At 69.1% G+C, this 22,741-nt stretch carries 19 protein-coding genes and 3 pseudogenes; 13 read left to right on the plus strand and 9 right to left on the minus strand.

What is annotated here, in order from left to right; translation table 11 throughout:
* Nucleotides 1–33: 33 nt before the first annotated feature.
* Nucleotides 34–951 carry a LysR substrate-binding domain-containing protein gene (locus ACFV9D_RS24585; protein ID WP_385150080.1) on the plus strand — a complete coding sequence of 306 codons (918 nt, stop codon included), beginning with the start codon at nucleotides 34–36 and terminating at the stop codon, nucleotides 949–951.
* A gap of 403 nt (nucleotides 952–1,354) precedes the next feature.
* On the opposite strand, the gene ACFV9D_RS24590 is transcribed toward ACFV9D_RS24585, so the two are convergent.
* Both ACFV9D_RS24590 and ACFV9D_RS24595 read right to left on the minus strand, forming a co-directional pair.
* Nucleotides 1,355–2,383, minus strand: a complete 1,029-nt coding sequence (locus tag ACFV9D_RS24590) for a zinc-binding dehydrogenase (protein WP_385150083.1) — start codon at nucleotides 2,381–2,383, stop codon at nucleotides 1,355–1,357.
* A pseudogene (locus ACFV9D_RS24595) lies at nucleotides 2,376–2,811 on the minus strand (4-oxalocrotonate tautomerase family protein). The gene ACFV9D_RS24590 and the pseudogene ACFV9D_RS24595 overlap by 8 nt, the downstream one beginning before the upstream one ends.
* A 79-nt stretch (nucleotides 2,812–2,890) precedes the next feature.
* Here ACFV9D_RS24595 and ACFV9D_RS24600 point away from each other — a divergent pair.
* Nucleotides 2,891–3,475 carry a TetR/AcrR family transcriptional regulator gene (locus tag ACFV9D_RS24600; protein ID WP_385150086.1) on the plus strand — a complete coding sequence of 195 codons (585 nt, stop codon included), beginning with the start codon at nucleotides 2,891–2,893 and terminating at the stop codon, nucleotides 3,473–3,475.
* Between the two features lie 60 nt (nucleotides 3,476–3,535).
* Here ACFV9D_RS24600 and ACFV9D_RS24605 read toward each other — a convergent pair whose 3' ends face one another.
* Entirely contained in the window at nucleotides 3,536–3,847 is a 312-nt protein-coding gene (locus ACFV9D_RS24605) for a hypothetical protein (RefSeq protein WP_385150088.1), read from the minus strand.
* 443 nt (nucleotides 3,848–4,290) lie between these two features.
* Here ACFV9D_RS24605 and ACFV9D_RS24610 point away from each other — a divergent pair, with 443 nt between their 5' ends.
* Both ACFV9D_RS24610 and ACFV9D_RS24615 read left to right on the plus strand, forming a co-directional pair.
* Nucleotides 4,291–4,824, plus strand: a complete 534-nt coding sequence (locus ACFV9D_RS24610; RefSeq protein WP_385150091.1) for a TetR/AcrR family transcriptional regulator — start codon at nucleotides 4,291–4,293, stop codon at nucleotides 4,822–4,824.
* Between the two features lie 425 nt (nucleotides 4,825–5,249).
* Complete coding sequence (locus tag ACFV9D_RS24615; protein ID WP_385150094.1) at nucleotides 5,250–5,630, plus strand: nuclear transport factor 2 family protein; 381 nt, start codon at nucleotides 5,250–5,252, stop codon at nucleotides 5,628–5,630.
* Nucleotides 5,631–6,359: 729 nt separating this feature from the next.
* Here the strand turns inward: ACFV9D_RS24615 and ACFV9D_RS24620 are convergent.
* The 5 genes and pseudogenes from ACFV9D_RS24620 to ACFV9D_RS24640 all read right to left on the minus strand — a co-directional run bounded on the left by ACFV9D_RS24620 (nucleotide 6,360) and on the right by ACFV9D_RS24640 (nucleotide 12,282).
* A complete protein-coding gene (locus ACFV9D_RS24620; protein ID WP_385150096.1) occupies nucleotides 6,360–7,979 on the minus strand; it encodes a cation acetate symporter in 1,620 nt (539 codons plus the stop codon).
* Nucleotides 7,976–8,578 (minus strand): DUF485 domain-containing protein, encoded by a 603-nt coding sequence (locus tag ACFV9D_RS24625; RefSeq protein WP_385150098.1) that lies wholly within the window; start codon nucleotides 8,576–8,578, stop codon nucleotides 7,976–7,978. The genes ACFV9D_RS24620 and ACFV9D_RS24625 overlap by 4 nt, the downstream gene beginning before the upstream one ends.
* Nucleotides 8,579–9,968: 1,390 nt before the next feature.
* A complete protein-coding gene (locus ACFV9D_RS24630; protein WP_385150101.1) occupies nucleotides 9,969–10,811 on the minus strand; it encodes an alpha/beta fold hydrolase in 843 nt (280 codons plus the stop codon).
* A gap of 4 nt (nucleotides 10,812–10,815) precedes the next feature.
* On the minus strand, nucleotides 10,816–11,433 hold the full coding sequence (locus tag ACFV9D_RS24635) for a dihydrofolate reductase family protein (protein WP_385150104.1): 618 nt from the start codon (nucleotides 11,431–11,433) through the stop codon (nucleotides 10,816–10,818).
* Between the two features lie 398 nt (nucleotides 11,434–11,831).
* Nucleotides 11,832–12,282, minus strand: a pseudogene (locus tag ACFV9D_RS24640) (GNAT family N-acetyltransferase).
* Nucleotides 12,283–12,327: 45 nt separating this feature from the next.
* On the opposite strand from ACFV9D_RS24640, the pseudogene ACFV9D_RS24645 reads away from it, so the two are divergent.
* From ACFV9D_RS24645 to ACFV9D_RS24655, 3 genes and pseudogenes are all read left to right on the plus strand, one after another.
* A pseudogene (locus ACFV9D_RS24645) lies at nucleotides 12,328–12,507 on the plus strand (hypothetical protein); the annotation flags it as partial.
* A 206-nt stretch (nucleotides 12,508–12,713) separates the two neighbouring features.
* Nucleotides 12,714–12,929: a DUF6243 family protein gene (locus ACFV9D_RS24650; protein WP_385150107.1), complete on the plus strand. Its 216-nt coding sequence runs from the start codon at nucleotides 12,714–12,716 to the stop codon at nucleotides 12,927–12,929.
* Nucleotides 12,930–14,067: 1,138 nt separating this feature from the next.
* Nucleotides 14,068–15,420: a PQQ-binding-like beta-propeller repeat protein gene (locus ACFV9D_RS24655; RefSeq protein WP_385150110.1), complete on the plus strand. Its 1,353-nt coding sequence runs from the start codon at nucleotides 14,068–14,070 to the stop codon at nucleotides 15,418–15,420.
* A 246-nt stretch (nucleotides 15,421–15,666) separates the two neighbouring features.
* Here the strand turns inward: ACFV9D_RS24655 and ACFV9D_RS24660 are convergent, their stop codons facing one another.
* Nucleotides 15,667–16,524, minus strand: a complete 858-nt coding sequence (locus ACFV9D_RS24660; RefSeq protein WP_385150113.1) for a hypothetical protein — start codon at nucleotides 16,522–16,524, stop codon at nucleotides 15,667–15,669.
* 519 nt (nucleotides 16,525–17,043) lie between these two features.
* Here ACFV9D_RS24660 and ACFV9D_RS24665 point away from each other — a divergent pair.
* The 6 genes from ACFV9D_RS24665 to ACFV9D_RS24690 all read left to right on the plus strand — a co-directional run bounded on the left by ACFV9D_RS24665 (nucleotide 17,044) and on the right by ACFV9D_RS24690 (nucleotide 22,719).
* Entirely contained in the window at nucleotides 17,044–17,307 is a 264-nt protein-coding gene (locus ACFV9D_RS24665; RefSeq protein WP_385150116.1) for a hypothetical protein, read from the plus strand.
* Between the two features lie 721 nt (nucleotides 17,308–18,028).
* The gene (locus ACFV9D_RS24670; RefSeq protein WP_385150119.1) at nucleotides 18,029–18,628 is read left to right on the plus strand and encodes an iron transporter; all 600 of its coding nucleotides are present in this window, start codon (nucleotides 18,029–18,031) and stop codon (nucleotides 18,626–18,628) included.
* A 3-nt stretch (nucleotides 18,629–18,631) separates the two neighbouring features.
* Nucleotides 18,632–19,222: a hypothetical protein gene (locus tag ACFV9D_RS24675; RefSeq protein ID WP_385150122.1), complete on the plus strand. Its 591-nt coding sequence runs from the start codon at nucleotides 18,632–18,634 to the stop codon at nucleotides 19,220–19,222.
* 453 nt (nucleotides 19,223–19,675) lie between these two features.
* Nucleotides 19,676–20,797: a tyrosine-type recombinase/integrase gene (locus ACFV9D_RS24680; protein WP_385150124.1), complete on the plus strand. Its 1,122-nt coding sequence runs from the start codon at nucleotides 19,676–19,678 to the stop codon at nucleotides 20,795–20,797.
* Nucleotides 20,794–21,123, plus strand: a complete 330-nt coding sequence (locus ACFV9D_RS24685) for a helix-turn-helix domain-containing protein (protein WP_385150127.1) — start codon at nucleotides 20,794–20,796, stop codon at nucleotides 21,121–21,123. Before ACFV9D_RS24680 ends, ACFV9D_RS24685 begins: the two co-directional genes overlap by 4 nt.
* 606 nt (nucleotides 21,124–21,729) lie before the next feature.
* Entirely contained in the window at nucleotides 21,730–22,719 is a 990-nt protein-coding gene (locus ACFV9D_RS24690; RefSeq protein ID WP_385150130.1) for a hypothetical protein, read from the plus strand.
* Nucleotides 22,720–22,741: the final 22 nt, after the last annotated feature.

Genomic DNA, 22,741 nt, shown 5'->3' on the forward strand with positions numbered 1-22,741 from the left:
TCTGATGGAACCCTTTAGGTAATCTATCGAGTCGTGCTGGATATCCGCCGTCTGTACATGCTCAAGACCGTCGCCGCCCGCGGCTCCATCACCGCGGCCGCCCAGTCGCTGGCGCTGTCCGCCGGTGCCGTGTCCCAGCAGCTGGCCGCACTGAGACACGACGTGGGGGTCGACCTCCTGCGTCCCGACGGGCGAACCGTCGCGCTCACGGAGGCGGGCCGCGTCCTCCTCGAACACGCCGACCGGATCCTCGCCGCCATGGAGGAAGCCGAGTGCGCCGTCGCGGCGGTCAAGGGGACGGTCGGCGCCACCGCCACGCTCGCCGCGTTGCCGTCGACCGTCGCCAGGATCGTGGCCCCCGCGCTGACCGCGCTGGGCGCGGACCATCCGCAGCTCGCCATGACCTGTCTCGTCACCGACCAGGCGCAACTGCGGGAACTCGCGCTCGGCACCGTCGACGTGGTGCTGGGGCAGCGATACCACCACCTGCCGGAGACCCCACCGCGGGGCGTCGAGATCTCGCCGCTGCTCGACGATCCGCTGCTCGTCGTCACCGCCACCGACGGATCCGACGAGCGTCCCGTCGCCCTGCGCGAACTGGCCACGCACAACCTCGTCGTGCCACCGGCGACCACGGACTGCGGACAGGCCGTCCTGCACGCCTGCAACCAAGCCGGCTTCACACCCACGACGCGCTACGTCACCGCCGACATCGCCGCCCAGCTCGCCCTCGCACGAGCCGGCCTCGCCACCGCGCTCGTCCCCCAGACGGCCATCGACCCGGGCGCACCCGGGATCCGCACGGCGCCCATCGAGGACCACCCGATCCTGCGCCTCCTGTTCGCCGCGACCCGTCACACCGAAACGACCAACCCGACGACCACGGCCGTCATCGCGGCACTGCGCACAGCAGCACGACAGGACCGCACCACGCACCTCCCGCCGCCCTGAACCTCATCCCACATGGGCGGGAGTCATCCAGAGCTCCGACATGTCACCGAGGAAGCCCGGATCCTTCACTCCCGCCGAAGCGCTACGCAACGTGACCGCGAGCAGTGGGCGAACACGGGCCAGGACGCGGGGGAACCCATTGCAGCCAACGCGTTGATCCGGGGACGTTGGCCGGCGGGGACTATGTGCCGCGCCTGGCGGTGGGGGAGCCGGCCGGTGAGGGCGCGGACGCCGTCTGCCAGGTGGTTCAGGGTTTCCGGGGAGGCCGCGGTGCGGACGGTGGCGTCGACGAGCAGGCGCAGCTCGTGGTCGAGGGCGGCGATCGCCTCCCGTCGGCGTTCCAGGTCCTCGGCTGCCGGGTCGTACGGGTCTATGTGTCTGGTCGCCGGTGGCGACGACGTGGTCAGCGTGCGGGCTCGGCCGGGGTGGTGTTGCGGACGAAGACGGGCTTGAGGTGTTTCTCGGTCAGCGCGTTCGGGAGCTGTTCCCAGTCGAGGACGTGGGAGACGACGCGTGCGGGGTCGACGGTGCCGGAGGCGGCGAGGTCGAGGGCGTCGGGGATGTGGGCGCGGACGTTGTCGCGGGCGACCCTGAGGGTGACGCCGGTGAGGTACATATCGAGCAGCGGCAGCTCGCCGGGGCGGAAGTGGTTGCCCGCCGACTCGCAGATACCCTCCGGCGCGAGGGACCTGACCGCGAGCGCGAGCTGGTCGACGCGACCGGTCGCCTCGACGGCAATGTCGAAGCCGTGGCGGACCGGTTCGAGGGTCTCGATGGTGCGGGCACCGAACCCCTCGGCGAGCTTGCGGTGCTCGGGATCGGGGTGGACGTACAGGACGTCGGAGGCGTCGAGCGCACGGGCGATGTCGCACACGTACAGGCCGATGCTGCCCCGGGCCACGACCAGGACCCGCGCGCCGGGACGGGTCTTGACGTGCGGGGCGACGAGCCGCCAGGACAGCGACCAGTTGTCGCTCGCCGAGGCCATCGCGACCGGGTCGACGCCAGCCGGCAGCGGGACCAGCATGGCGTCCGCGTACGGGACGTGGACCAGGTCGGAGAAGAGGCCGCCCCAGCTGCCGCCGATCGGCGCGCCATACATAGCCATGTGCGGGACCGAGGTGCAGTGGGCGGTGAGCCCGGTGCGGCAGGGTTCGCAGGTGCCGCAGCTGATGGACCAGGGCACGACGACGAGGTCGCCGGGCGCCACGGTGGTCACGTCGTCACCGACGTCGGTGACGCGGGCGACGCACTCGTGCCCGAGGGCGAACGGCGGGTCGATGAAACCGTGTCCGGCCAGGATCGCGGAATCCACGTCGCAAGAGGTCGCGGCCACCGGCGCGACGATCGCCGCACGATCGGACCCGAGCTCAGGGTCCGGGGCCTCGCGCCACTCGACCGTGCGGCGGGCGACGTACGTCAGCTCACGCATCGGCCTGCTCCTTGCCCGGCTGCGCCAGAGCAACCAGATCGGCGTGGCGGATGACGGATCTGCCCGCACCCCACGTTCCGTCCGGCTGTTCGTGCACGAGCACCCACACCCGTAGCGCTTCGTCCGGAGCGAGGCCGGCGGCGGACAGCACAGTCTTCGTCGCGTCCTGGACAAGGCCGGCCCTGCGCCGTTCAGACAGTGCCCCCTGCGGGACGGTCACCTCCACGAGAGCGGGGCGCATCGTCCTCGGCTGTGGTCTGGGTGCCTTCGGGCAGTTCGACGAGGTAACTCCACGCCTGGGCGCGGAAGAAGGCAGTGTCGGGCGCTCCCTCCCAGCGCAGCAGGACGGCCGCGAGGTCGCGCTGGACGGTGGCCCGGCCCTCCTGGGTGAGGGCTCCGGTCGGCACGGTCAGCCGAATCATGGGCATGGCAACGCCTATGACGAGTGTTATAGACGCTGGTCACGGTAGACTATGACGGACGTCATAGTCAGAGGGGAGCGCACAGGTGACCAAGAGCAGTACGCCGTCGCGCGAGCGGATCGTGGCCGGCGCCGCGGACATGATCAGCCGGCGCGGGCTCAGCGCCACGAGCATCCGGGAGATGGCCAAGCACGCCAAAGCGCCGCTCGGCTCGACGTACCACTACTTCCCCGAGGGCAAGCAGCAACTGGCCACGGAGGCCGTCCGGTTCACGGGCGACTGGGTCGCCCGCAGCCTGCGCAAGGAACTGGAAGCGGGTCCGGCCGCGGGCCTGAAGGCCTTCCTCGACCTGTGGCGCAAGATCGTCGTCGACAGCGACTTCCACGCCGGCTGCCCCGTCCTCGCCGTGGCCATCGAGGAGCCCCAGGACGGCGAGATCCCTCCCGCCTTGACGGTCGCGGCCGAGGTCTTCGAACAGTGGGAGGCCCTGCTGGCCGACTCGCTCCGGGCGCACGGCGCCGAGCCTGAGCAGGCCGCGCAACTCGCCACGCTCGTCGTCGCCGCCGTCGAGGGCACGGTCGCCATGTGCCGGGCCAAGCGCAGCACCGAGCCGCTCGACCGCACCGCCGAACAGCTCCAGGCCCTCATCGCTGCCGCAACCGCGAAGTGACCCGCGCACCTAGGCGTCCGCACCCAGCAGGGGGTGCGGACGTCCGGACGCGGGGCGGGGTCACGCGCCGAGTGCGGCGCGGATGGCTTTGACCTTCTCCTCCGTGAACACGCCGCTGTCCAGGAGGGAGAGGGCGGACAGCACCCCGCCGCTGGAGCCCCAGCTGCCCTCGTCGATGACGCGGAAGTTGACCCACCAGGTCGGCGACGGCTTCGCCAGGCCGCAGGCATCGGCCAGTGCGGCCAGGACGCGCTCGATGACCGCGGCCCTGACCTCCTGCCGCCAGTCCCCGTCCATCACCGCCACGTCGATCACCATCACGTCGGCCTCCGGACCGAGGTCCGCGAGCAGCCGCCCGCCGATCGCCATCATGTCCGGCTGACCGCTCCACGAAGTGCACCTGGAACCCGACCCGCGAGGGCGGCGCGAACTGCCCCACCTCCGGCACGAGAACCGCGTCGGTCAGCGTCTCGGCCAACGTGCGGCGCTGCTCCAGGCTCAGCCGTCCCGTCGGGGCGTTCACGGTGATGATCGTCACGACATCCTCCTATGACAGTCGTTATAGACGACCTCCAGCGTACACCCGCCTATAACGACTGTCATATCGCGGCTGGTGGAGGTGTGAACGCGCTGCGCCGGCCCGCGACGGTGCCGGCGTCGTTCCGAGCCACCCGAACAGATGACGCGCTCGACCAGCGGATCTCAGATGGTTGGCACAAGTGCCGACCTGGTGCCCTTGCAGCTGAGACTGTGCCGCGAAATCCTGGGCCCTACAGCCATGTAGGTTCTCCAGCTCCCTGTCATGCGACGGCGCCGTGACCTGCGGTTCCGCCGATATCGCGAAGGCCACGCTCTACCACTACTTCTCGTCCAAATGCGACCTGGTCGCCGCCGCGCTGGAGTCGCTCACCCAGGAGGTGCTCCGCCGACTGGGCGAACGGGAGCTGAAGGCAGGTCAGTCCAATGCCAAGGAACTGCTGGCGGCCCTCATCGACGAGCAGGTGCTCATCCTGACCGAGACCGCCCCCGAAGTCGCGGCGGCGTTCTCCTGGCCCCGAGCCTGGCCGGAGGCATTCGAGGAACCGATGAACGACATGCGCCGCCGCCATGACGCCGTCTTCCGGAGGGTCGTCGAACGAGGGCTGGCCGACGGCGAGTTCACCTGCGACAACATCAACGTCGCGCTGCAGTGCCTGCACGGGATCCTCAACCAGACCTCGGTCCGGATCCGCCCGGGTGTCCATCTCGACGACCGCGAGGAAGTACGCTCGGCGATCGTCGCCTCCGCGCTGCGCCTGTTCGTCCAACAGGTCCGCCATCACTGGGTCGCCGGGCTCCCTGAGGTGTAGGTCCTGCGTTCAACAGCCTGAGGCCGCCCGCTGACCTGTCCAGCAGTTCCCATAGCCGTCAGGGCGGCCAACCGGCGCCGCGGGACGCGTTTCACTCCGCGGTGTGCCCGCGGACCACATCGCGGAAGGCGATTGGAGTCCGGCCGGTGCGCTGGTAGAAGGGCCTTGCTGACGTGGGTCGTGCTGGAGAAGCCGAGGCGGTCGGCGATGCGGACGAGTTCGGTGCGGCACTCACCACCTCCGGTGTCGTCCGATGGCCCGGCGGACACCTCGTCCGCCACTTCCGCCTCATACGCGTCAACCCCACCCACACCAACACACCCGCCGTCCTCGCCCGACCGAGCGCTGCCCGTCCCGGCCGGTGCCGACCACCGGCTCGACGTACTCACCGTGCCGCACCCGGCTGCCGGACCTACGGTGGCACCATGAGCGACCCGGAGAAGAACAAGGCCGCGGCCAAGGCGTTCTACGACCTGATGTTCAACCAGTGCCGCCCCGCCGAGGCCATCGACCAGTACGTCGGCGATACCTACATCCAGCACAACCCGCACGTGGGCGACGGCAAGCAGGAGTTCATCGACTACTTCGAGCGCATGGCCGCCGAATACCCGGGCAAGCGCGTCGAGTACAAGCGCGCCTTCGCCGAGGGTGACCACGTCGTGCTGCATTGCCGTCAGGTCTGGCCCGACGAGGAGTACGCCGGCATCGACATCTTCCGCTTCGACGCGAACGGCAAGATCGTCGAACACTGGGACGTCCTCCAGGTCGTCCCACCCACCTCCAAGAACGACAACACCATGTTCTGAGCTGGGCCTCGGACTCACTGACTCGCGACGGCACGGCGTGGCCCGCTCGATTGCGAGCGATGTGCTGCGGCGCGACCAGGAGGCAGCCGGCCGTCTGCCTCCGGCCCATGGGGCAGAACCACCAAGACCTCCGCGCCCGACCCGCTCACGGAATACGCAACGCTTTCTCAGGCGGCCCATCCCTGGCAAGGAAGGCGACTACTTCAGCGGCGAACAGGTGACCACGTGGGGGACTCGACCAGTTCTGGGGCCTGCCGGAGTACCCGCATACGCCTGACTACCGGACCTTCGAGACCGCAGTCGACGCGTCCGCTCACCTCTATGAGTTCGTCGTGTCCATGGTTCCCCCGACGTGGAATGCGAGGGAGCGCGTCGAGGAGTACATCGAACTCATGAACAGGGGAGCGGTCCCGACGGCCGTGGCGGTATCAACGCTGGACGTCTGCGAACCCGGCATCGACATGTCGACCGACTACTACAAGCACTGGGGCCTAGGGTCTTTCGTTTGGATCAGGCCGGATCAGGGAGCGGGTCGGGCGCCGTGGATCGCAAGGCGGAGGAGGGAGGCATGCCGGAGTCATGCCGACCGACGACAACGCGGCGAGGTGCGGCACCAGGGCACGCGAGCCCGGCAAGATCCAAACGAGAGGCCCTAGGCACCTCGGGACAGCCGAAAGGGCGCCCGGCCTGGAACTTCAGGCCGGGCGCCCTTTCGTCGGGGCGTGCGCGTCAGGACGCGGAGGCGCTGTTCGCCGCGGGGGAGCCGGCCAGGATCGTCTCCTCCACCGCTTCGTACCGCATGCGCTGGTCGGCCGGGTCACGTTCGTAGAGCACCGTGCCGAGCCAGCCCGCGAGGAAGCCCAGCGGGGCCGAGAGGATGCCCGACGTGGTGAACGGGAACCAGTTGAAGTCCTGGTCCGGGAAGATCGCCTGGGGCGATCCGGACACCAGGTTGCTGCCGGTCATGAGGATGAACGCGGAGGCGCTGCCCACGATGAGGGTGCAGAGCAGTCCCGTACGGGAGTAGCGGCGCCAGAAGAGGCTGTAGATGAGGGCCGGTGCGACCGCGGACGCGCCGATGCAGAACGACAGGGTGAGCAGTGCCTGAAGGTTCAGATGCCGTGCACCGGCGGCGATCGCGATCGCCACCAGCCCGACGCCCGCCGCGGCAGTCCGGGCGATGGCCATCTCTGCGGAGTCCTTCAGTTGCGCCTTGCGGCGCAGCCCGTGCGTGATGAGGTCGTGCGCCAGGGTGTTGGCGCAGGCGAGGGTGATACCGGCGACCGAGGCCAGCAGAGTGAGGAAGATGGCTGTCGCCACGGCCGTGAACAGCAGTGTCTCGACGGTCGTCTGGTCCGTGCCCATGACGGCCTGGCTGACCATGAGGAACGCTGTCTTGCCCTGCGGGTCGCCGGCGACGATCCCCTGGTGGCCGACGATCGCCGCCGCGCCGAAGCCGATGACGGCGATCAGCAGACAGGTCACGACGACGGTCGACACGGCCCAGGACATCGAGCGCCGCACGGCTGCCGCGCTGCGCGCGGTGAACATGCGCATGGTGATCTGCGGCAGCACCGCGGCGCCGAGCACGACCGTCAACTGAGTGCTGATCATGTCGAGTTCGTTGCCGCCGAACTGCAGACCGGAGGCGAGATAGGCGTCTCCCGCCCCGCTGCCGCGCTTGGCGGCGTCCAGCAGGGAGGGCAGGCTGAAGTCGAAGCGGTTGAGGATGAGCGCGGCGATCGCCAGGGACGCGCCGAGCAGGACGACGGTCTTGACGATCTGGATGAAGGCGGTGCCCTTCATGCCGCCGATCGCCGCGTACGCGATCATCAGCAGGCCCAGGAACACGATCGCCCCGGTCTTGAAGCCGTCGGCGTCGAAGCCGAGGACGACGGAGAGGAGATCGCCGGCGCCCGCGAGCTGGAAGATCACCAGCGGCAGCAGTGCGGTCAGGGTGACCGCGGCCGTGGTGATCCGCACGGCGGGGCCGGGGAGACGCCGGGTGAAGACGTCGCCGATCGTGAACCGGCCGGCGTTACGCAGCGGTTCGGCGAGCAGGAACATCATCAGGACCAGCGAGAGCACGGTGCTCAGGGCGAGCGTGACGCCGTCGTAGCCGACAAGCGCGATGATGCCGATGGTGCCGAGCACGGTGCCGGCGGAGATGTAGTCGCCGGCGATCGCGAGGCCGCTCTGCACGGGGGAGAGCGAGCGGTAGCCGGTGTAGAAATCGCCCAGGTCGTCACGATCGGGTCCGGTCATCACGCACAGCAGCAGCGTGACAGTGATGACCGCGATGAACGCCATCAGAGACATGGTCTCGGCCCCGGAGCTGAAGCTGGTCATGCGCGCGCACCTCCGGTGGGCTGCTGCCACACGGGACGTCCGGAGCGGCTCTGGCGTTCTGGCCGGGGCGCGGCTGCCGCGGCCGCCTGCTCGGCGCGTTCGCGGATCGCCGCGGCGAGCGGGTCGACGCGGTTGCGTGCGATCCGCTCGTACAGCGCGATCGCAGCCAGCGCCACGGGCAGCTGGAGGAGCCCCAGGACCAGACCGGTGGTGAGACCACCGGTGATGTTGCTGGTCATCATCGAGGGGGCGTAGCCGGACAGGAAAAGGAAGATGACGAAGTAGCCGAGCGCGGTGAAGGTGGCGACGCGGCGGAGCCTGCGGTAGGCCGATCCGAGCCGGTGCAGATCATCACGATCGTCGGTGGCGGCGGGCGGTTGCGGCTGCGGGGACGCGTCCCAGGGCTGCTGCGCGGAGTCCCAGCCCTGCGGCGAGGAGTCCCACGCTCGCGGGGACGAGTCCCAGGCTGCCTGTGGATCGGTGTTCCAGGACGGCGATCCACCCTCCCAGGACTGCGACGCCGCCTCTTGGCGGTGCCGCCCGGCATGCCGGTGCTGGGGTACGGGCGGTGGGCCGGGGAAAGGCTGGTGGTACGACATCGATCTTGCTCCTTGCCGCCCCGGGGGACGGGCGGGTGGCGCCGGTGGTCCGCGTACGTTACTCATGGGTATAGCCCCTGCGTAAGAGGTTTCCGACCGCTCGGTATGTCGGTTCGGTGACGATCCTGTGTGCGCGGCGACGGAACCCGCGGTAACCCCGTCGTGGATCTTTCCGCAGGTCACGGGTGAGCCTCGGACCGCCCCTGGGGCAGGGCAGGCCGCTCGGTACGACCGGTCCGGCGAATGCGCCGGGCGGGTCGGCGATGTGGTCGGGTGGATGCCCTCGGCTGCCCCGGCCCGGATCGGCCTGGCCTGCTGCCGATGGCAGGAACGCCTCCGCCCGGGTCTCCGCCCGCCTGCAGCATCGGCCGGCACCCCGCGGTCTGATCGTGCCGGGCCTGGCGCTCGCGTCGGTCGGCCTTGCGCTCCTGACGGGCGTCGAGGCCGGCGGCTCCTACGCCACCCACCGGCTGCCCGGCATCCTCCTCATCGGCTTCGGCTTCTGTCTCGCCTTCATGCTGCTCTTCGCCACCGCGACCGGAGGCATCTCCCCGCAGGACTCCGGGGGGACCTCGGTGTCCTCACGGCCTGGCCCCGAAAGTCTGCGGCTGCATGGAGACCTGAGAAGGCACTCCAAGGACGCAGGGACGGTGGCGCCCCTGCGTCCTCCCGCTCCGCGAGTAAATGAGCAACTCAGGCTGGCGACCACCGCAAGCTACGTCCGTTTTGACCTAGTGTGGAGACTCGGGCAAACCCCGGGCGGGCCCACGTTTCCGCAGTTCGCAGCGCCGGGCGACTCGGACACTTCGCGGTCCGACCCGGATATGCCCGTCCGAGTTGTACTCCTCGGCGTCCAGGTCTCCCTCCCTTACGCCCTACCCTAATTGGGTAAAATCGGGCACGCGTCTGGGCTCCGTCCGGCACGGTACGGCACCTAGGCGTTGACGCCCAGGACAGCGCGCGCAGCTGACGAATGCGTCCACGGCCTCGCTGTGCTCCCGCCAGGACTGGGTGAGCAGGGGACCTGTCTCAGGATCGAAGCAGTCGTTGAGCAGAGCCGACGCCTGCTCTGCATCCAGGGTCGGGAGTCGGCCGAGGGCCGCAGACGCCGCATCGTGCACCTCCATCATGTTCGCCGCATCGGCTGCACACGCGGCACGGAAGGCATCCAGGGCCTCCACAGCCCGGCGGGAGTCCTCGTACTCCGGCGTCCAGGACCGGACGCCGGTCAACTGCATGTGAAGCCGGTACGCCTCACCTCGTTGGCGAGCAAGGCGCTGGAGATCCTGCGTCGAGAGTTCCGCGGGCGCCGATCGCGGGCGCACGGCCGGGTCGAGCCTCCGACGCCCGCTGCTGCGCGGATGCCGTACCGCTCGGCACGCGCCGTCTTCTACCCGAGCGTGAGCATCGCCTCGGCGACCTCGCCGACCGCCCCAGAGGGGATCGCAGTGGCGGCCTCCTTGAGGACGAGCAGCCGCGCCCCGGGGATCTCGTGCGCGATCGCCTCGCCGTTGCCGACGGGGAAGAACCGGTCGCGGCGGCCGTGGACGACGAGCGTGGGCATCTCGATCTCGGGCAGGCGCTCGCGCCAGCGGGGTTTGCAGTCGAGCCTGGAAAACACCATGCCCATCTGGTTGGCCATCTGGACCGGGGGTGCGGTGCCGGGCGTGCGGTCCCAGATACGCGCGGCGATCGCGCGCGCGGCGACGGGGTCGTCGCCGCGGATCTCCGCGCCGGCGGCGGCGAACTCCGCAACCGCCTCGCGGTCAGCCCAGTCGGGCCTCGGATGCGCGAACAGCCGGCTCATCGTCGCTTGGTCATGGTCGGGGAGGTCGTCGTCGGGCGGGCCAGGCGCAACCGGGCGGGTGCCGGCCAGGGTGAGCGCCGAGAACGCGCCAGGATGGTCGAGCGCGGCCACCTGGGCGACCATCCCGCCGACGCCGATCCCCGCGAGGTGCGCGGGCCCGCCGCCGAGCGCGTCAGCAAGGGCCGCCGCGTCGGCGGCGAGGTCGCGCAGGGTGTAGGCGGGAGACTCCGGGTCCGCCGTCGTCGACTCTCCGCTATCGCGCAGGTCGTAGCGCACCACGCGGCGCCCGCCGGCGGCGAGGCGCTCGCAAAGCGCGTCGGGCCAGGAGAGCATCGTTGTCCCGCCCGCGAGCAGGACGAGTGGCGCGTCGTCGTCACCGAACGACTCGATGCCCACGGCGATCTCATCAACGCTGATGGTGGTCATCGGATCACCGGAGGACGTCGTAGGTCAGGTGCGTCGCGGTCGATGTCGAGGTCACGCTCCGCTGCACCAGCGTGCGCGGCGCTCCTCCGGTGAACAGTGGCGTTCCGGCGCCCAGCACGACGGGAGCCAGGTGCAGCGTCAGCGCGTCGACCAGCCCGGCGTCGAGCGCCGAGCCGATCGTGGCGCCGCCGCCCATGAGGACGACGTCGAGGTCCTTGCCTCTGTCCGACGACGCCGCCTCGGCGCGCTCGCGCGCGGTGTTGACGGCGTCGGGCAGACCGGTGGTGACGAACGTCCAGTCGAGGTCGGTGAGTCGCACCGACTCCGGCGGCGAGCTCGTCACGACGACGAACGCGGGCTTGCCGACCTCGCCGGCGCCGTAGCCGGTCGTGTCGTCCCAGCCGTTCGGCCCGTCGACCACGTCGAAGAGATGGCGCCCAAGGACGACGGCGCCCGAGCGCGCGGTCCCATCGCGCAGGACCCGGCGGTCGTCGGGGTCGTCGGAGAACGCCCAGGTGTGCAGGGCCTCGCCACCGGTGCCCAGACCGCTGTCCGGGCCGGGGTCGGGCCCGGTGACGAAGCCGTCGAGGGAGACCGAGATGTCAGCGATGATTCGAGTCATACCAGGGCAGACCCGATCCGCCGCCCAAACTCATCGCTCACGCATGGAGCGTGTGCCGGAAGTGAACCCGATAGCACGACGCCCGAAGGGGCACGTCGGACGTACAGCGGACGGTCGCCCCCGGAGTACCTGCGGCGGCGGGGCATCCGGGCGGTGATTCCCAGCCTGCGGACCAGGCCGTCCACCGCAAGCGCCGTGGACGGGCTGGAGGCAGACCACCTGCCTTCGACCGCGACGCCTACAAGCGGCGCAACACCGTCGAGCGCGGCATCTACCGCCTCAAGCAATGGCGCGGCCTGGCCACCTGCTACTGACAGGATCGCCACCACTACCGCGCCGCACTTCACATCGCAGGCGTCATCATCTGGTCTGCCACAGATCCGAAGAACCGACGTAGCTCAACCGGACGGCGTGACCGAGGACCACACGCCGAACCACTGCTCGGCGCCGTACTCCTCGAACCGCTCCACCTCGGTGAACCCCAGTTTCGCCGCGAGGCGCATCGCGCGGTCGTTGGCGATCTGGGTGCAAAGGACCACCGAGCTCGGCCTCCCCGGCATCCGGACGGACGTGCCCCGGACGCTCTGCATCGCGCCGGTCGAGCGTGATCATGCCGATCATCGCTCCGTCGAGATCGATCACGAAAAGGCCAGGGCGCCGCCCGGGCACTTCAGGCACCGCGCGTTCGAGCTCATCGCGTGGTCGAGGGCCTCCGACATAGGCGCCCACCTCTGGTGATGCGAACAGCTCGATGAACGCCGCACGATCTCGGGCCTCGGACTCGCGGAGCACGAGCCGTTCGGTCCCTATCGGGGCAGATGGCCAGGCGACGGGTCCGAGTCCAGTCATGGCGGGCAACCTATCGCACGCCCGTGAGAGTGATCCGAAAGAGACGGCCTCACCCACTTCCTCCTCGACGGCCACCACAAGCTGGAGGCCGCGGCCACAGCCGGCCGCCCGGTGCAAATCCTCTCGCTCCTGGCCTTGGGCGAGAGCCTGGCCGAACCCGAAGACTGCGCCCGGCTGCCTGCTCTGCGCACTCAACTCCGCTCGGCCCGGTCGACCGGTACCTGAGCCAGTGCCGCTGAGGCTGACGCCCAGCTCAGGCCAAAGGTTGGCGCGCGGGGCCGACAGAACCGGGTACCGTCTTTGTCATGTTCTTCCAGACGCCGATTTACGAGTGAGAGCGTGACGGGCCCCCGCTGACGTCCTTCGACGTCGCCGCCCGTCCCCCCACCGATGAATCCGTAGATCACTTCACATCACTACCGGGAGAACCCGTGACCGACAGCAAGAACATCAACAATCCCGTGGGCCAGGGCGGCGGCCAGCGCAAGAAGCTGTCCCGCGCCGAACGGCAGAACAACGGTCCGCACCGCAACCTCGACCGCAAGGGTGCAGCCGACCAGAAGGCGGAGCTGGTGCGCAAGATGCGCGAGAAGGCACGCGCAGCCGAGGACGCCGCGCAGGCGAGCGACGACACCGCACAGAGCTGACGCACCGCCGCCGCAGGGCGGCATCGCTCGGGGCAGGGTCCGGACCGCGACGCGCGGTCCGGACCCTGCTGCCGTATCGGGCGCGGCCGGTCCCGCTCAGCTCTCGGCCGACCACCCGCGTCTCAGCCGACCACCCGTGGCAGCCGCGGATTCGGCAGCCCCGTCACCGCCACCACCCGAGCTGCACCAGCAGTCATCGTCTCTGACATGCAGTAGTCACATGATCGGCCGGACAAGTCCCAGAGCGCTCAGTCACAACACATGTGACTATGCGCTGTAGTTGGTTCTGACCGCGCTTCCGTGATGACTACGTCAGCAGGATTGCCCGAGTCCAGACTCGGCATCCACCTGAGCAGCGCCGGGTTGCGCTCACAGCATCGGTGGCTGGTGGCAGGCCGGGCCTTCACGGAAGCGCGGGCAGAACGTGCTACGTGGTCATGCGCTGCTGACCGGTGAATCGTGCTCCGCCGGGGTGGCGCCTGCCGTCGCATCCTCCATTCCGGGGACGGATCATCGCTTTGGCATCCGCTGTCCGTGTGAGCCTGCCGGTGTCCGGGACATGCGTCGGCCGTCCAGGCTGTGAACTGGCGACGGTGTGTACCTCACTCCGCTACTGGTGATCGCTTAGCCCAACTGGGCTTCCACAGGAGGAACTATGAGCAGCAACGACGGGGGGCGAGCGTGCGGCTGAGGCGGCTAGGAAGACCGCCGAGGAACGTGCTGACGCCAGGGAAGCTGCCGAGATCGCGGAGCGGGATCGCAAAGAGGCCGTCCTCAAGTTCGAGGAAGAGATGGATGCCGACGAGGACCCAAAGGAAGATGACTAGCGAGTGGGGACGTAGTCAGAGCTGGGCCTGATTTCGAGAACCAGCCGTGCGGGGCATGCGTTTGCGACACCTCGGCGAGAGGGCTGCTCGACAGAGTGGTGGTCCGTGTCGGCGTACTCGCCAGAGTGCCCACGTGAGTACGGGTGAACGTGCTCACTCGGATGGCTGGCATGTGTTGGCGAGGTCGGTTCTGGCTCAAGTCCTGTGGAGCGGTGACGATCCGTCACGGCCACGGACGAGCTGTGCGGGTGATCACGCCTCCCCTAGTCTGACAGGGCCTTGATCGTTTCGAGCCAGGGGTGGGGATCCGTATGGCAGCGCGCACGACCGGCGACACGAGACCGGGACGGAAGCGGTGGCTGTCGTCCCGCGAGGGGACGCGGCGGCTCCGCCCCCGGCTCGCGGCTGTTGCCGCGCTGCTCGTCGGCCTCACCACGGGCTGCTCCGCCCCAGGGGGCTCAATGCGCGTCGTCTGGGAGGCCCCAGTCGACGGCAATGCCCGGGACTACGGCAACGGTGCCTGGCTCGTCGGCGACACGCTCGTCCGCAGTCGGTACGACGCCGTCACCTCCTTCGACGCCGGGTCGGGCGAGCGGCGCTGGGAGTACGCACCGCCCGGTCAGGACCATGTGTGCGCGGTCGGTCGCCGTGCGGCCGGTTCCGTCGTCCTGCTCGCGCGGGGGGACCGTGGCCCGGGCGGTCAGGGCTGTGCGACCGTCGCCGCGCTGGACCTCACGACCGGCCGGGAGCTGTGGCACGTCCGGCGCGCCCCGGCCGACCTCACGGAATCGCTCACCGACATGGTCGCCGCCGGGGGCGGGCTCGCCGTACTGCGGGACGGCGACGACCGATGGGTCCTCGAGACGATCCGGCCTGCTGTTCAAGGATCGGAAGCCCTGCGCGCTTTCGACCTGCTGACCGGCGCCCCGCGCTGGAAGGCAGCAGTCCCGGCGGGTTGTGTGCCCGAGCGGGTCGCCGCCGGCGAGCGACAGGTCTTCGCGGTGCTCACCTGCGGTCGCACCGAACTGCGGCTGGCCGCGTTCGACAAGGCCGACGGGAAGGCACAGTGGTCCGCACCGCTCGGTGGCCGCCCCACTCCGGGCACGGACGCGGAGGTGACGCTGCTGTCGACCGATCCCGTGGTCCTGCAGGTCGGCGGGACCACGCAAAGCGGCCTGCCGGGCGCCTACCTCGCCTTCGGCAACGACCGGACGCCTTTGGGCCGGATCGAGTCCACCGGTGGTCACGGCACGATCCAGTCGCACAGGTCCGGGCTTGTGGCGGTCGCGGACGGGCGGCTCTACGCCGCCGCCGAGGCCAAGCGCGGCAAAGAGTACGTGAACCGGGTGGTCGCCTTCGACCTCGCCAAGGGCACCGAGGTGTGGCGGCACGACCTGGCCTCCGGCCGCGGCTTCCTCGCACTCGACGCAGCCGGCGGCCGAGTGACCGCCCTCGCCCGCAGCCTCGGCCGCAGGCATGACGGCACGGACGAACTGCTGGTCCTCGAGGCAGCCACCGGCGACGAACAGGACACCCGCGACACCGGGGCCGACATCGACCACAAGACGGGCGAACTCGCGGACCTGCTCACCCACGAGGACCTGGTCGTGGCCGTGCGGTGGGGCTGGGGCGTACGGCCCTTCTCGGCATACGAGCGCGGATGACGTCTGGCACATCAGGCCATGAGGACGCGCTTGCAGAGCAGTTCGCATCTGGAGCACGGCAGCGTGGCCTACCACCCTGCACAGGACCGGGAACGGCCTGTCGCACCTTACGAACTGAGCACGTTCATCCGTGCCTGTCTGAGCACATTCGGGCGTACGCCGACCCTTCGCCAACCGGTCATCATCACCGCTCCGGATCATCTCTTCCGCCAGGCAGCCTAGTTGGGAACCCTGCGTCCGACCGCATCACGTGCCGGCAGGCGGCTCGCGGCGTTCCACACCCAGCGCGCTGCGGGACCAGAAGTCCAGACTGGGAGCACCGTGCACCGTGTGCGTGAACGAAATCCAGCGCTGGCCCCCGCCGCAATGCCGACTGTAGACCTCGGCATCAAAGGCATCATGCGTGATCAAAGCCAGCACACCGACCGCGTCCCCGGCGTATGCGTCATTCATCGCCGTGGTCCTGGAGTGCGACCGCAGAGCATGCACAAGTGACGGACTGGAGATGCGGGAGCCGTCGAACTCGCCGAACCCGGCATGCAGCACCAGTCGCACCTGCGGCAACAGATAGCCCTCCTTGTGTGTGGCTCGTTGCCAGTCTGTCGCCATCAGCTGATCCAGCTCGCGAAGCAGGAGCGCTCCAAGCTCGCGTACGTCCTCGGCGCCCGTGAACAACAGCAGCGTCTCGCCATTGTCGAGCTCCTGGCCGTAGGCGATCACCCCGTCGGTGCCGACCTGGCGCAGGGTGTGTTCGACATAGGAACGCACCAGACGCGGGCCAGGATGCAGTGAGACGTCCTGGCCAACCCAGTTCACAATGCCGACAAGCACAGGAACGAAGACTTTGCCCCTGGTGGCGGCCAGAGGCTGAGGCACTGCCCCGACCTCAGCCGGCCCTGGCCCGCCGTTCTTGGCGCTGCCGAAGAGCACGTAACAGTTGACGACGTTGTTATCGCCGGTCACGACGACGTTGTTATCGCCCGTCACGGCGGCGTCGATACTGCTCCCAGCCGCAATGGCCTGTTCACCTGAAGCCGTTACCGACGGCTGTGCTTGTGGGCCGGGAGACGACTTCGACACGGAACCCCCTGTTTCCGCTTCCATCCCATGCACGGTGACCGGGACGAAGCCTGATCTGGTCAAGACGTGGTCAGCGTAGAGCCGGTCCCGGACACGCTAGGGGGTGACTGGGGGACTGACGCGGCAAGGGGGGCACAGCGTGCCGTGACGAAGTCCGACTGTGACCGCCATCGGCTTGCAGATTCCGTGGCTCCCGCCGCACAGCAGCGTCACCTGCTCTGCTGTCCTTGTGTGCCGCGTCCGGCGACCTCGACGCCACCGTCCGCGCGGTCGCCGCACACCGGCCCGTCGCCGTGCTGACCCGCGGCGAGCTGGGCGTCGAGCTGGCCGACCGGCTCGCCGCCGCGCTAGGCCTGGCCGGGAACGGCGCTCCTGCTGCTGGAGTGGACGAAGGAGTGCATGGCCACCCACGGCTTGACGTGGCAGCCCAACCCGCCCGAGCAGCCGTCCTGACCTGCGGCGACCGGGCAGTGTCAGACCCTGCTCGTAGCGTCGTCTGTAAGGGCCTGGACCGGCCGGGCCTCAGCTGCACAGGAGCAGATCATGGGCGAGATCACCGTCCGAGCGCAGGACATGGATCACCTCCTGGAAGACAGCGCGAGCGCGTACGGCACCCCGTACCAGCGGGCGTTCGGCGACCTCGCGGTCTCTCACCGGGGTCGGCCCACCGCCGAGATCGCCCCGCTGCTCCGCGCGGCCGCCGACGCCGCTCTCCTCGGGTTCACGAGCGCGGATCTCACTGAGCAGGCCGAGGCCATCAGCACCGGCCGCCCGTACGAACTCCGGATCCGCGTCTCCGGTCTCTGAAGTCAGCGGTCCTCTCGGCGCGGCAGAAGAGCGCCTGACCCTCCTACGCGGGCACCACCTTCTTCGACTTCTGCAGGGCGAGCATGGGTTCACGGCAGACCGGACAGAGCGGGTTCTCTCGGGCAGCAAGTGTGGCGCGTGAGGAGCCACGGAGGATTGGTGCAGCTCAGCGCGGTGCCGCTCACCGTATTGAGCACAGCAGGTGTGGCGCCATCACCAGATCGAGTTAACAGGAGACCAGCCGACCGGCGCCCAGCCCCCAAAGACTCTGTCCCGCTCGCGCCCGGGGGCGTATCCCACCTCTACCCGAACCTCGTCGCCGACCTGCGCAACGAGCTGACGGCCGCGGTGCAATCAGGCGCAAGCCGCCTCGACGCCCTTCAACAGCCGGCGCACTCTCAGGAGGACGTCGGTCGGGTAGGTGCGGAGCGGGTCTTCCTGAACCGGCGACCGCCGCCGCCTCGATCGCAGGCAAGCCGCACCCGGGCCGCTGGCGTTCGACAGCAGCTTCGTCATCGATGCCAACTGGCCAAAATTCGCCTATTGGGGTCGGCGATGGAGAACCACCCCAACTGGATTAATTCAACCTTATTTCATATTCGAAAGGCCCAAGTCAACCCGTCCAGAGGTGGGGATGCTCGCATGGCGAGACAGCTTGACGCGGGCACACAGGAACCACTTAGGTGTGGCTTACCTAATCTCGAATGGGAAGAAACCAGCCATGCCAAGACCTGCCGTGTGCCCCCTCCTGCTCGCCCTCCCTGTCGGAATCCTCCTGACCGCCTGCGGCAGCACGGTGGGGGACGCCCGCGACAATGCGCCCGCCCAGCAGGGTGTGCCCGCCGGCGTGGTGGAGCAGTACACGGTGCTCGAGAAGGAGATCGCCGAGCGAGGCGGACAGACGACAGCCGGCGACTACCGCGTCGGGTTCATCGTCGAGGCGGCCGAACCCTGGTTCCAGGGCGAGCACGGCGCCCACGGCAAACTCGTCAACCGCGAACCGGGCAAGGGTGAGACGCACCACATCGAGATCATCCCGATGGAGGCCGCGACCGGCCGCATCGTCCCCGACGTGCCGATCAGGCTCGAAGTCGTCGACACCTCCGGCAAGGTCGTCCAGGCGCAGGACCTGAACTTTTACCACGCCACGTTCTTCCACTACGCCAACAACTTCTCCATCCCCAAGGCGGGCACCTACACGCTGCGCGCCACGCTGCAGCCTCCGACCTTCCTGCGGCACGGTTCGAGTGACGAGAAGCCCCCGCTCAGCGCGCCCGTCACCGTCACCTTCCCCAACGTGGCGCTGAAGAACGAGAACTGATCCATGGAACTCGTCACCGACGGGGCTTCCGCTGCTTCGGTCCAGACCCACCGGCAGGGATCGGAGCAGGCGGTACGCCCAACCCCAGTGTGGCTGCTCGCCTTGCTGGGCTTGCTGAGCTCCGCCGTCATATCCGGCGCCTGCTGGATGTCCGGCCACGTCCATGCCGACGCCACCCTGCAGACCGCGGCCCGTTTCTTCCACGTGGCCGCACTGATCGTCGGCCTCGGATCCGTCCTCGCCGTCGACTGGTTCGCCGTCTTGTGGCTCCTCGGCCGCCGTCGGCTGTCCGACATCCTCAACACCGCCTGCACCCTGCAAGTCCCGATCTGGCTCGGCCTCGCCGGCCTCGTCGTCACCGGCCTCTTCCTCCGCCCGAACCTGCAGTCGCCGCTCACCCTGCTGAAACTCGGCCTTGTGTTCGCTGTCACCGTGAACGGCCTGTACGCGCACTGGCTCGGCCAGCGCCTAGGCAAGTGCCAGGACGGGCAAGTGCCCCGACACCTCCTCATCCAGTCGGGAGTGGCCGCCACTGTCAGCCAGACCGGCTGGTGGGGAGCGACCCTGATCGGCTACCTCAACAGCCAGTCCTGAACCGGTGGGCTTCTTCCGCAGCTCGGCCTCTGGGGCAGCGAGTGTTGCGCGTGGGAAGTCACAGACCTGGTGCGATCGATACGGTGAGCGGCACCCGCGCTGAGCCGCGACCCCATCGCCAGATCGAGTCACCCAAGCATCCTTAATTCAGGAAGGTCTGAATCGTTGATGGATGTCAGGGGCGCTGGTTCAGGGCTCGGGTCAGGTCTCTGGCTTTGTACACGAGAACGGGAGTCGTTTGTCGACAGCTTCGGCAGTCACCGCGTGGGCCGGTCCCTCGATCAACGTCGATGAGTTTGGGAGTCACTCACGGCCCGGCGGGTGGTTGTGCGACATCCCGTGAGTTCTCCTGAGCCCCGCAGAGTCACCAACCTCGTGGCCAGGGGATTCACCCTCTCTCTGGTGACTCTTCACGCCCTGACGTAACTTCGGGATTCCTGAAGCGTTCTCACTGTGTCTGACCGGTCGAAGGTCATGGTGAAGGTGAGGGGGCTCGGGTTGGCGCTGGCTGTCGTACGGGACCTGCGCGATGTCCGGCCGCCGGCCACGGCCGAGGAGCTGGAGCGGTTCGAGACCGACGTGCTGGCGGGGTTTGTGCTGGCGCGGGCCTCGGCGGGTCTGGCGGACGGCACGATCCGAGGGGACGTCGGACACCTGGAGCAGATGCGGTCTTGGTTCGGCCGGCCGCTGTGGGAGATGGAGCCGCCGGACGCCGACGCGTACTTCGGGAAGGTGCTGCGGGCTTCGCCCAGCGGCACCCGGCTGGGGCGCTCTCAGGCGCTGACCACGTACTTCCTGTTCCTGGAGCTGCGGCACAAGGTCGAGATCCACCGGATGACCGGCCGGGTGATCGAGTGCCCGATCGACGAGATGAACCGGCCGCGCGGGTCGAAGGACGCGGCGCTGCGGATTCCGCCGTCCGGGCTGGAGGTCAAGACGCTGTTCGCCGGGTGGGGTGGCGAGCTGGCGACCTGCCGAAAGTTCGCTCCGACCGCCCGGAACTACACCGCCTCCAAGCTGATGTCCCAGGTCGGGCTGCGGGTCAGCGAGGCGTGCAAGCTCGATCTGGCGGACATCAAGTGGGACCTGGGCCGCTTCGGCAAACTCCACGTCCGCCACGGCAAAGGAACCCGGGGCTCGGGCCCGCGCGAGCGGATGGTCCCCCTGATCAACGGCGCCGACCGCACGCTTCGCTGGTTCATCGAGGACGTCTGGGGCCAGTTCGACGACGACTACACCCGCCCCGGCGCCCCGCTGTTCCCCTCCGAACGCAGAAGCGCCGACGGTTCCTCGGGCCGGGTCGGCGACGATGCCCTGCGCGGCGGGCTCAAGGCCGCGGCCACGGCGCATCTGCCGGAGTGGGGCGACAAGCTCACCCCACACGTCCTGCGGCACTTCTGCGCGTCCGAGCTCTACCTCGGTGGACTCGACCTGATCGCGATCCAGGAAGTCCTCGGACACTCCTGGATCGCCACGACCATGCGATACGTCCACGTCCAGCAGACCCGGGTCGAGGATGCCTGGGTGGCCGGGCAACAGCGGGCCGCGAAGCGGCTGGAAGGACTTCTGCGATGAAGTGGAACCTGCGGCTGACCGCCGCGAACAAGGGGGTCTGGAAGGCCTCCGAGCTCCAACGGAGCCTGGCCGAGCACGGTCTGATCATTTCGGCCGGGAAGATGTCCGGGCTGTGGTCCGGCCAGCCGGTCTCTCTCAAGCTGGAGGACCTGGACGTCATCTGCGTCGTCCTCGGCTGCGAGATCGGCGACCTCCTGATCCCCGAGCCGGAGAACGTGCACCGCCCCGGCCAGGAGGAGACGGTCCGCGCCGCTGCCGGCTCGGGGACCGCCGCGCCGAAGGTGATCCCCAAGCGCCGGGACGGCCGGTCGCTGCCGCCGGAGTGAGTCGGTGGCACGCTTCCCGAAGGGCTACGTCAAGCCCACCAGTTCCTGCCCGGGCTGCCTAGCCTGGGGCGACTTCCGCGGACGGCTCTGCCACACCTGCTACATGTTCGGCCGGGGGCACGACGCGGCGGAATGCGTCGGCTGCCGTCGCGTCCAGCCGTTGAAGTGGGACTACTGCCGTTTGTGCTGGTGCCAGGCCCGCCTCGGCGCGAAGACAGTCGACGGCCAGCTGGCAGAAGGGGCAGACGTGCGGGAGAGGCTCGCCGCCGTCCGGCACCAACAGCTGTTCTTCGTCGGGATGCACTACCGCAGAAGGCCAACGCCTCCAGCCCAACGGAAGGGAGGACGGCGTGGCCCCCGCGCAAACCGCCTCCCGCGCCGGCTTGGCGTCCGGACCCTGGCTGGCGGCAGCCGCCGCTGTTCGGGCAGATCCCCCGGCACTTCGGTCGACTCGACCCGGCCGACGCCGACCTGACCAGCCCGTGGCTGGCCTGGGCGAAGTACCTCGCCCACCGGCTCGCCGAGGCCCGCGGCTGGGGACGCAACATCCGCTTTGCCGTCAACCGGGGCCTGGCCGTCGTCCTCACCGGTCACGTCGAAGGGGACGTGATCCGGCACACGGAGATCTTCTCCCCGCTGCGGGCCCTGAACCTGCCCGTCGGCCACATCGTCACGGTGCTGGAGGAGATGGGGATCTTCGAGGACGACAGCGAGCCGTCCTTCGAGCGCTGGCTCGTCGGACGCCTGGATGGGCTCGCACCCGGCATCCGCTCGGAAGCCGAGCGCTGGGCCCGGGTCCTGCGTGACGGCGGCCCCCGCAGTCTCCCGCGACGGGAGGGCACGGTCTGGCTCTCGCTCAACCAGGTCCGTCCGGCCCTGCTGGAGTGGTCGAACCGCTACGACCACCTGCGGGAGGTGACGCGCGATGACGTCCTCGCCCACATCAAGACGCGGCACGGTCACCAGCGACGCGACCAGCTTGTTGCCCTGCGGTCCCTGTTCACCTGGGCCAAGAGGCAGGGGCTGATCTTCCGCAACCCCACCAGCCGGATCAAGGTCGGACAGAACGAGTATGCCGTGCCGCAACCTCTCCTCCCCGAGCAGGTCGAGCGTTCCGTCGCGGCTGCGTTGACGCCGGCGGCGCGGCTCATTCTCGCCCTCGCGGCGGTCCACGCCGCCCGGGTTGCCCAGATCGCCGCTCTCATGCTCGACGACGTCGATCTCGGCAACCGCCGGCTGACCATCGCCGGACGCGCCCGGCCTCTCGACGACCTCACCCTGAAGCTCCTGACGGACTGGCTGGACCATCGGCGCCGTCGGTGGCCGAGCACCGCGAACCTCCACCTGCTGATCAACAACCAGACCGCCAACACCACCAGCCGGGCCAGCAACCACTGGATCAGTGCTCCGATGCGGGGACAGGACGCGACCTTGGAGCGGCTCCGTGTTGACCGGCAGCTCGAAGAGGCCCTAACCCACGGGCCTGACCCTCTCCATCTCGCCGAGGTCTTTGGGCTCGATGAGAAGACCGCGATGCGCTACGCGGACTCCGCACGAGCCCTACTGGAACGGGCCGCTGAACAGCACCTTCGATGAAATCTGCTCGACCTGGACGCAC

The organism is Streptomyces sp. NPDC059875, assembly GCF_042731085.1.
Taxonomy (GTDB): domain Bacteria; phylum Actinomycetota; class Actinomycetes; order Streptomycetales; family Streptomycetaceae; genus Streptomyces.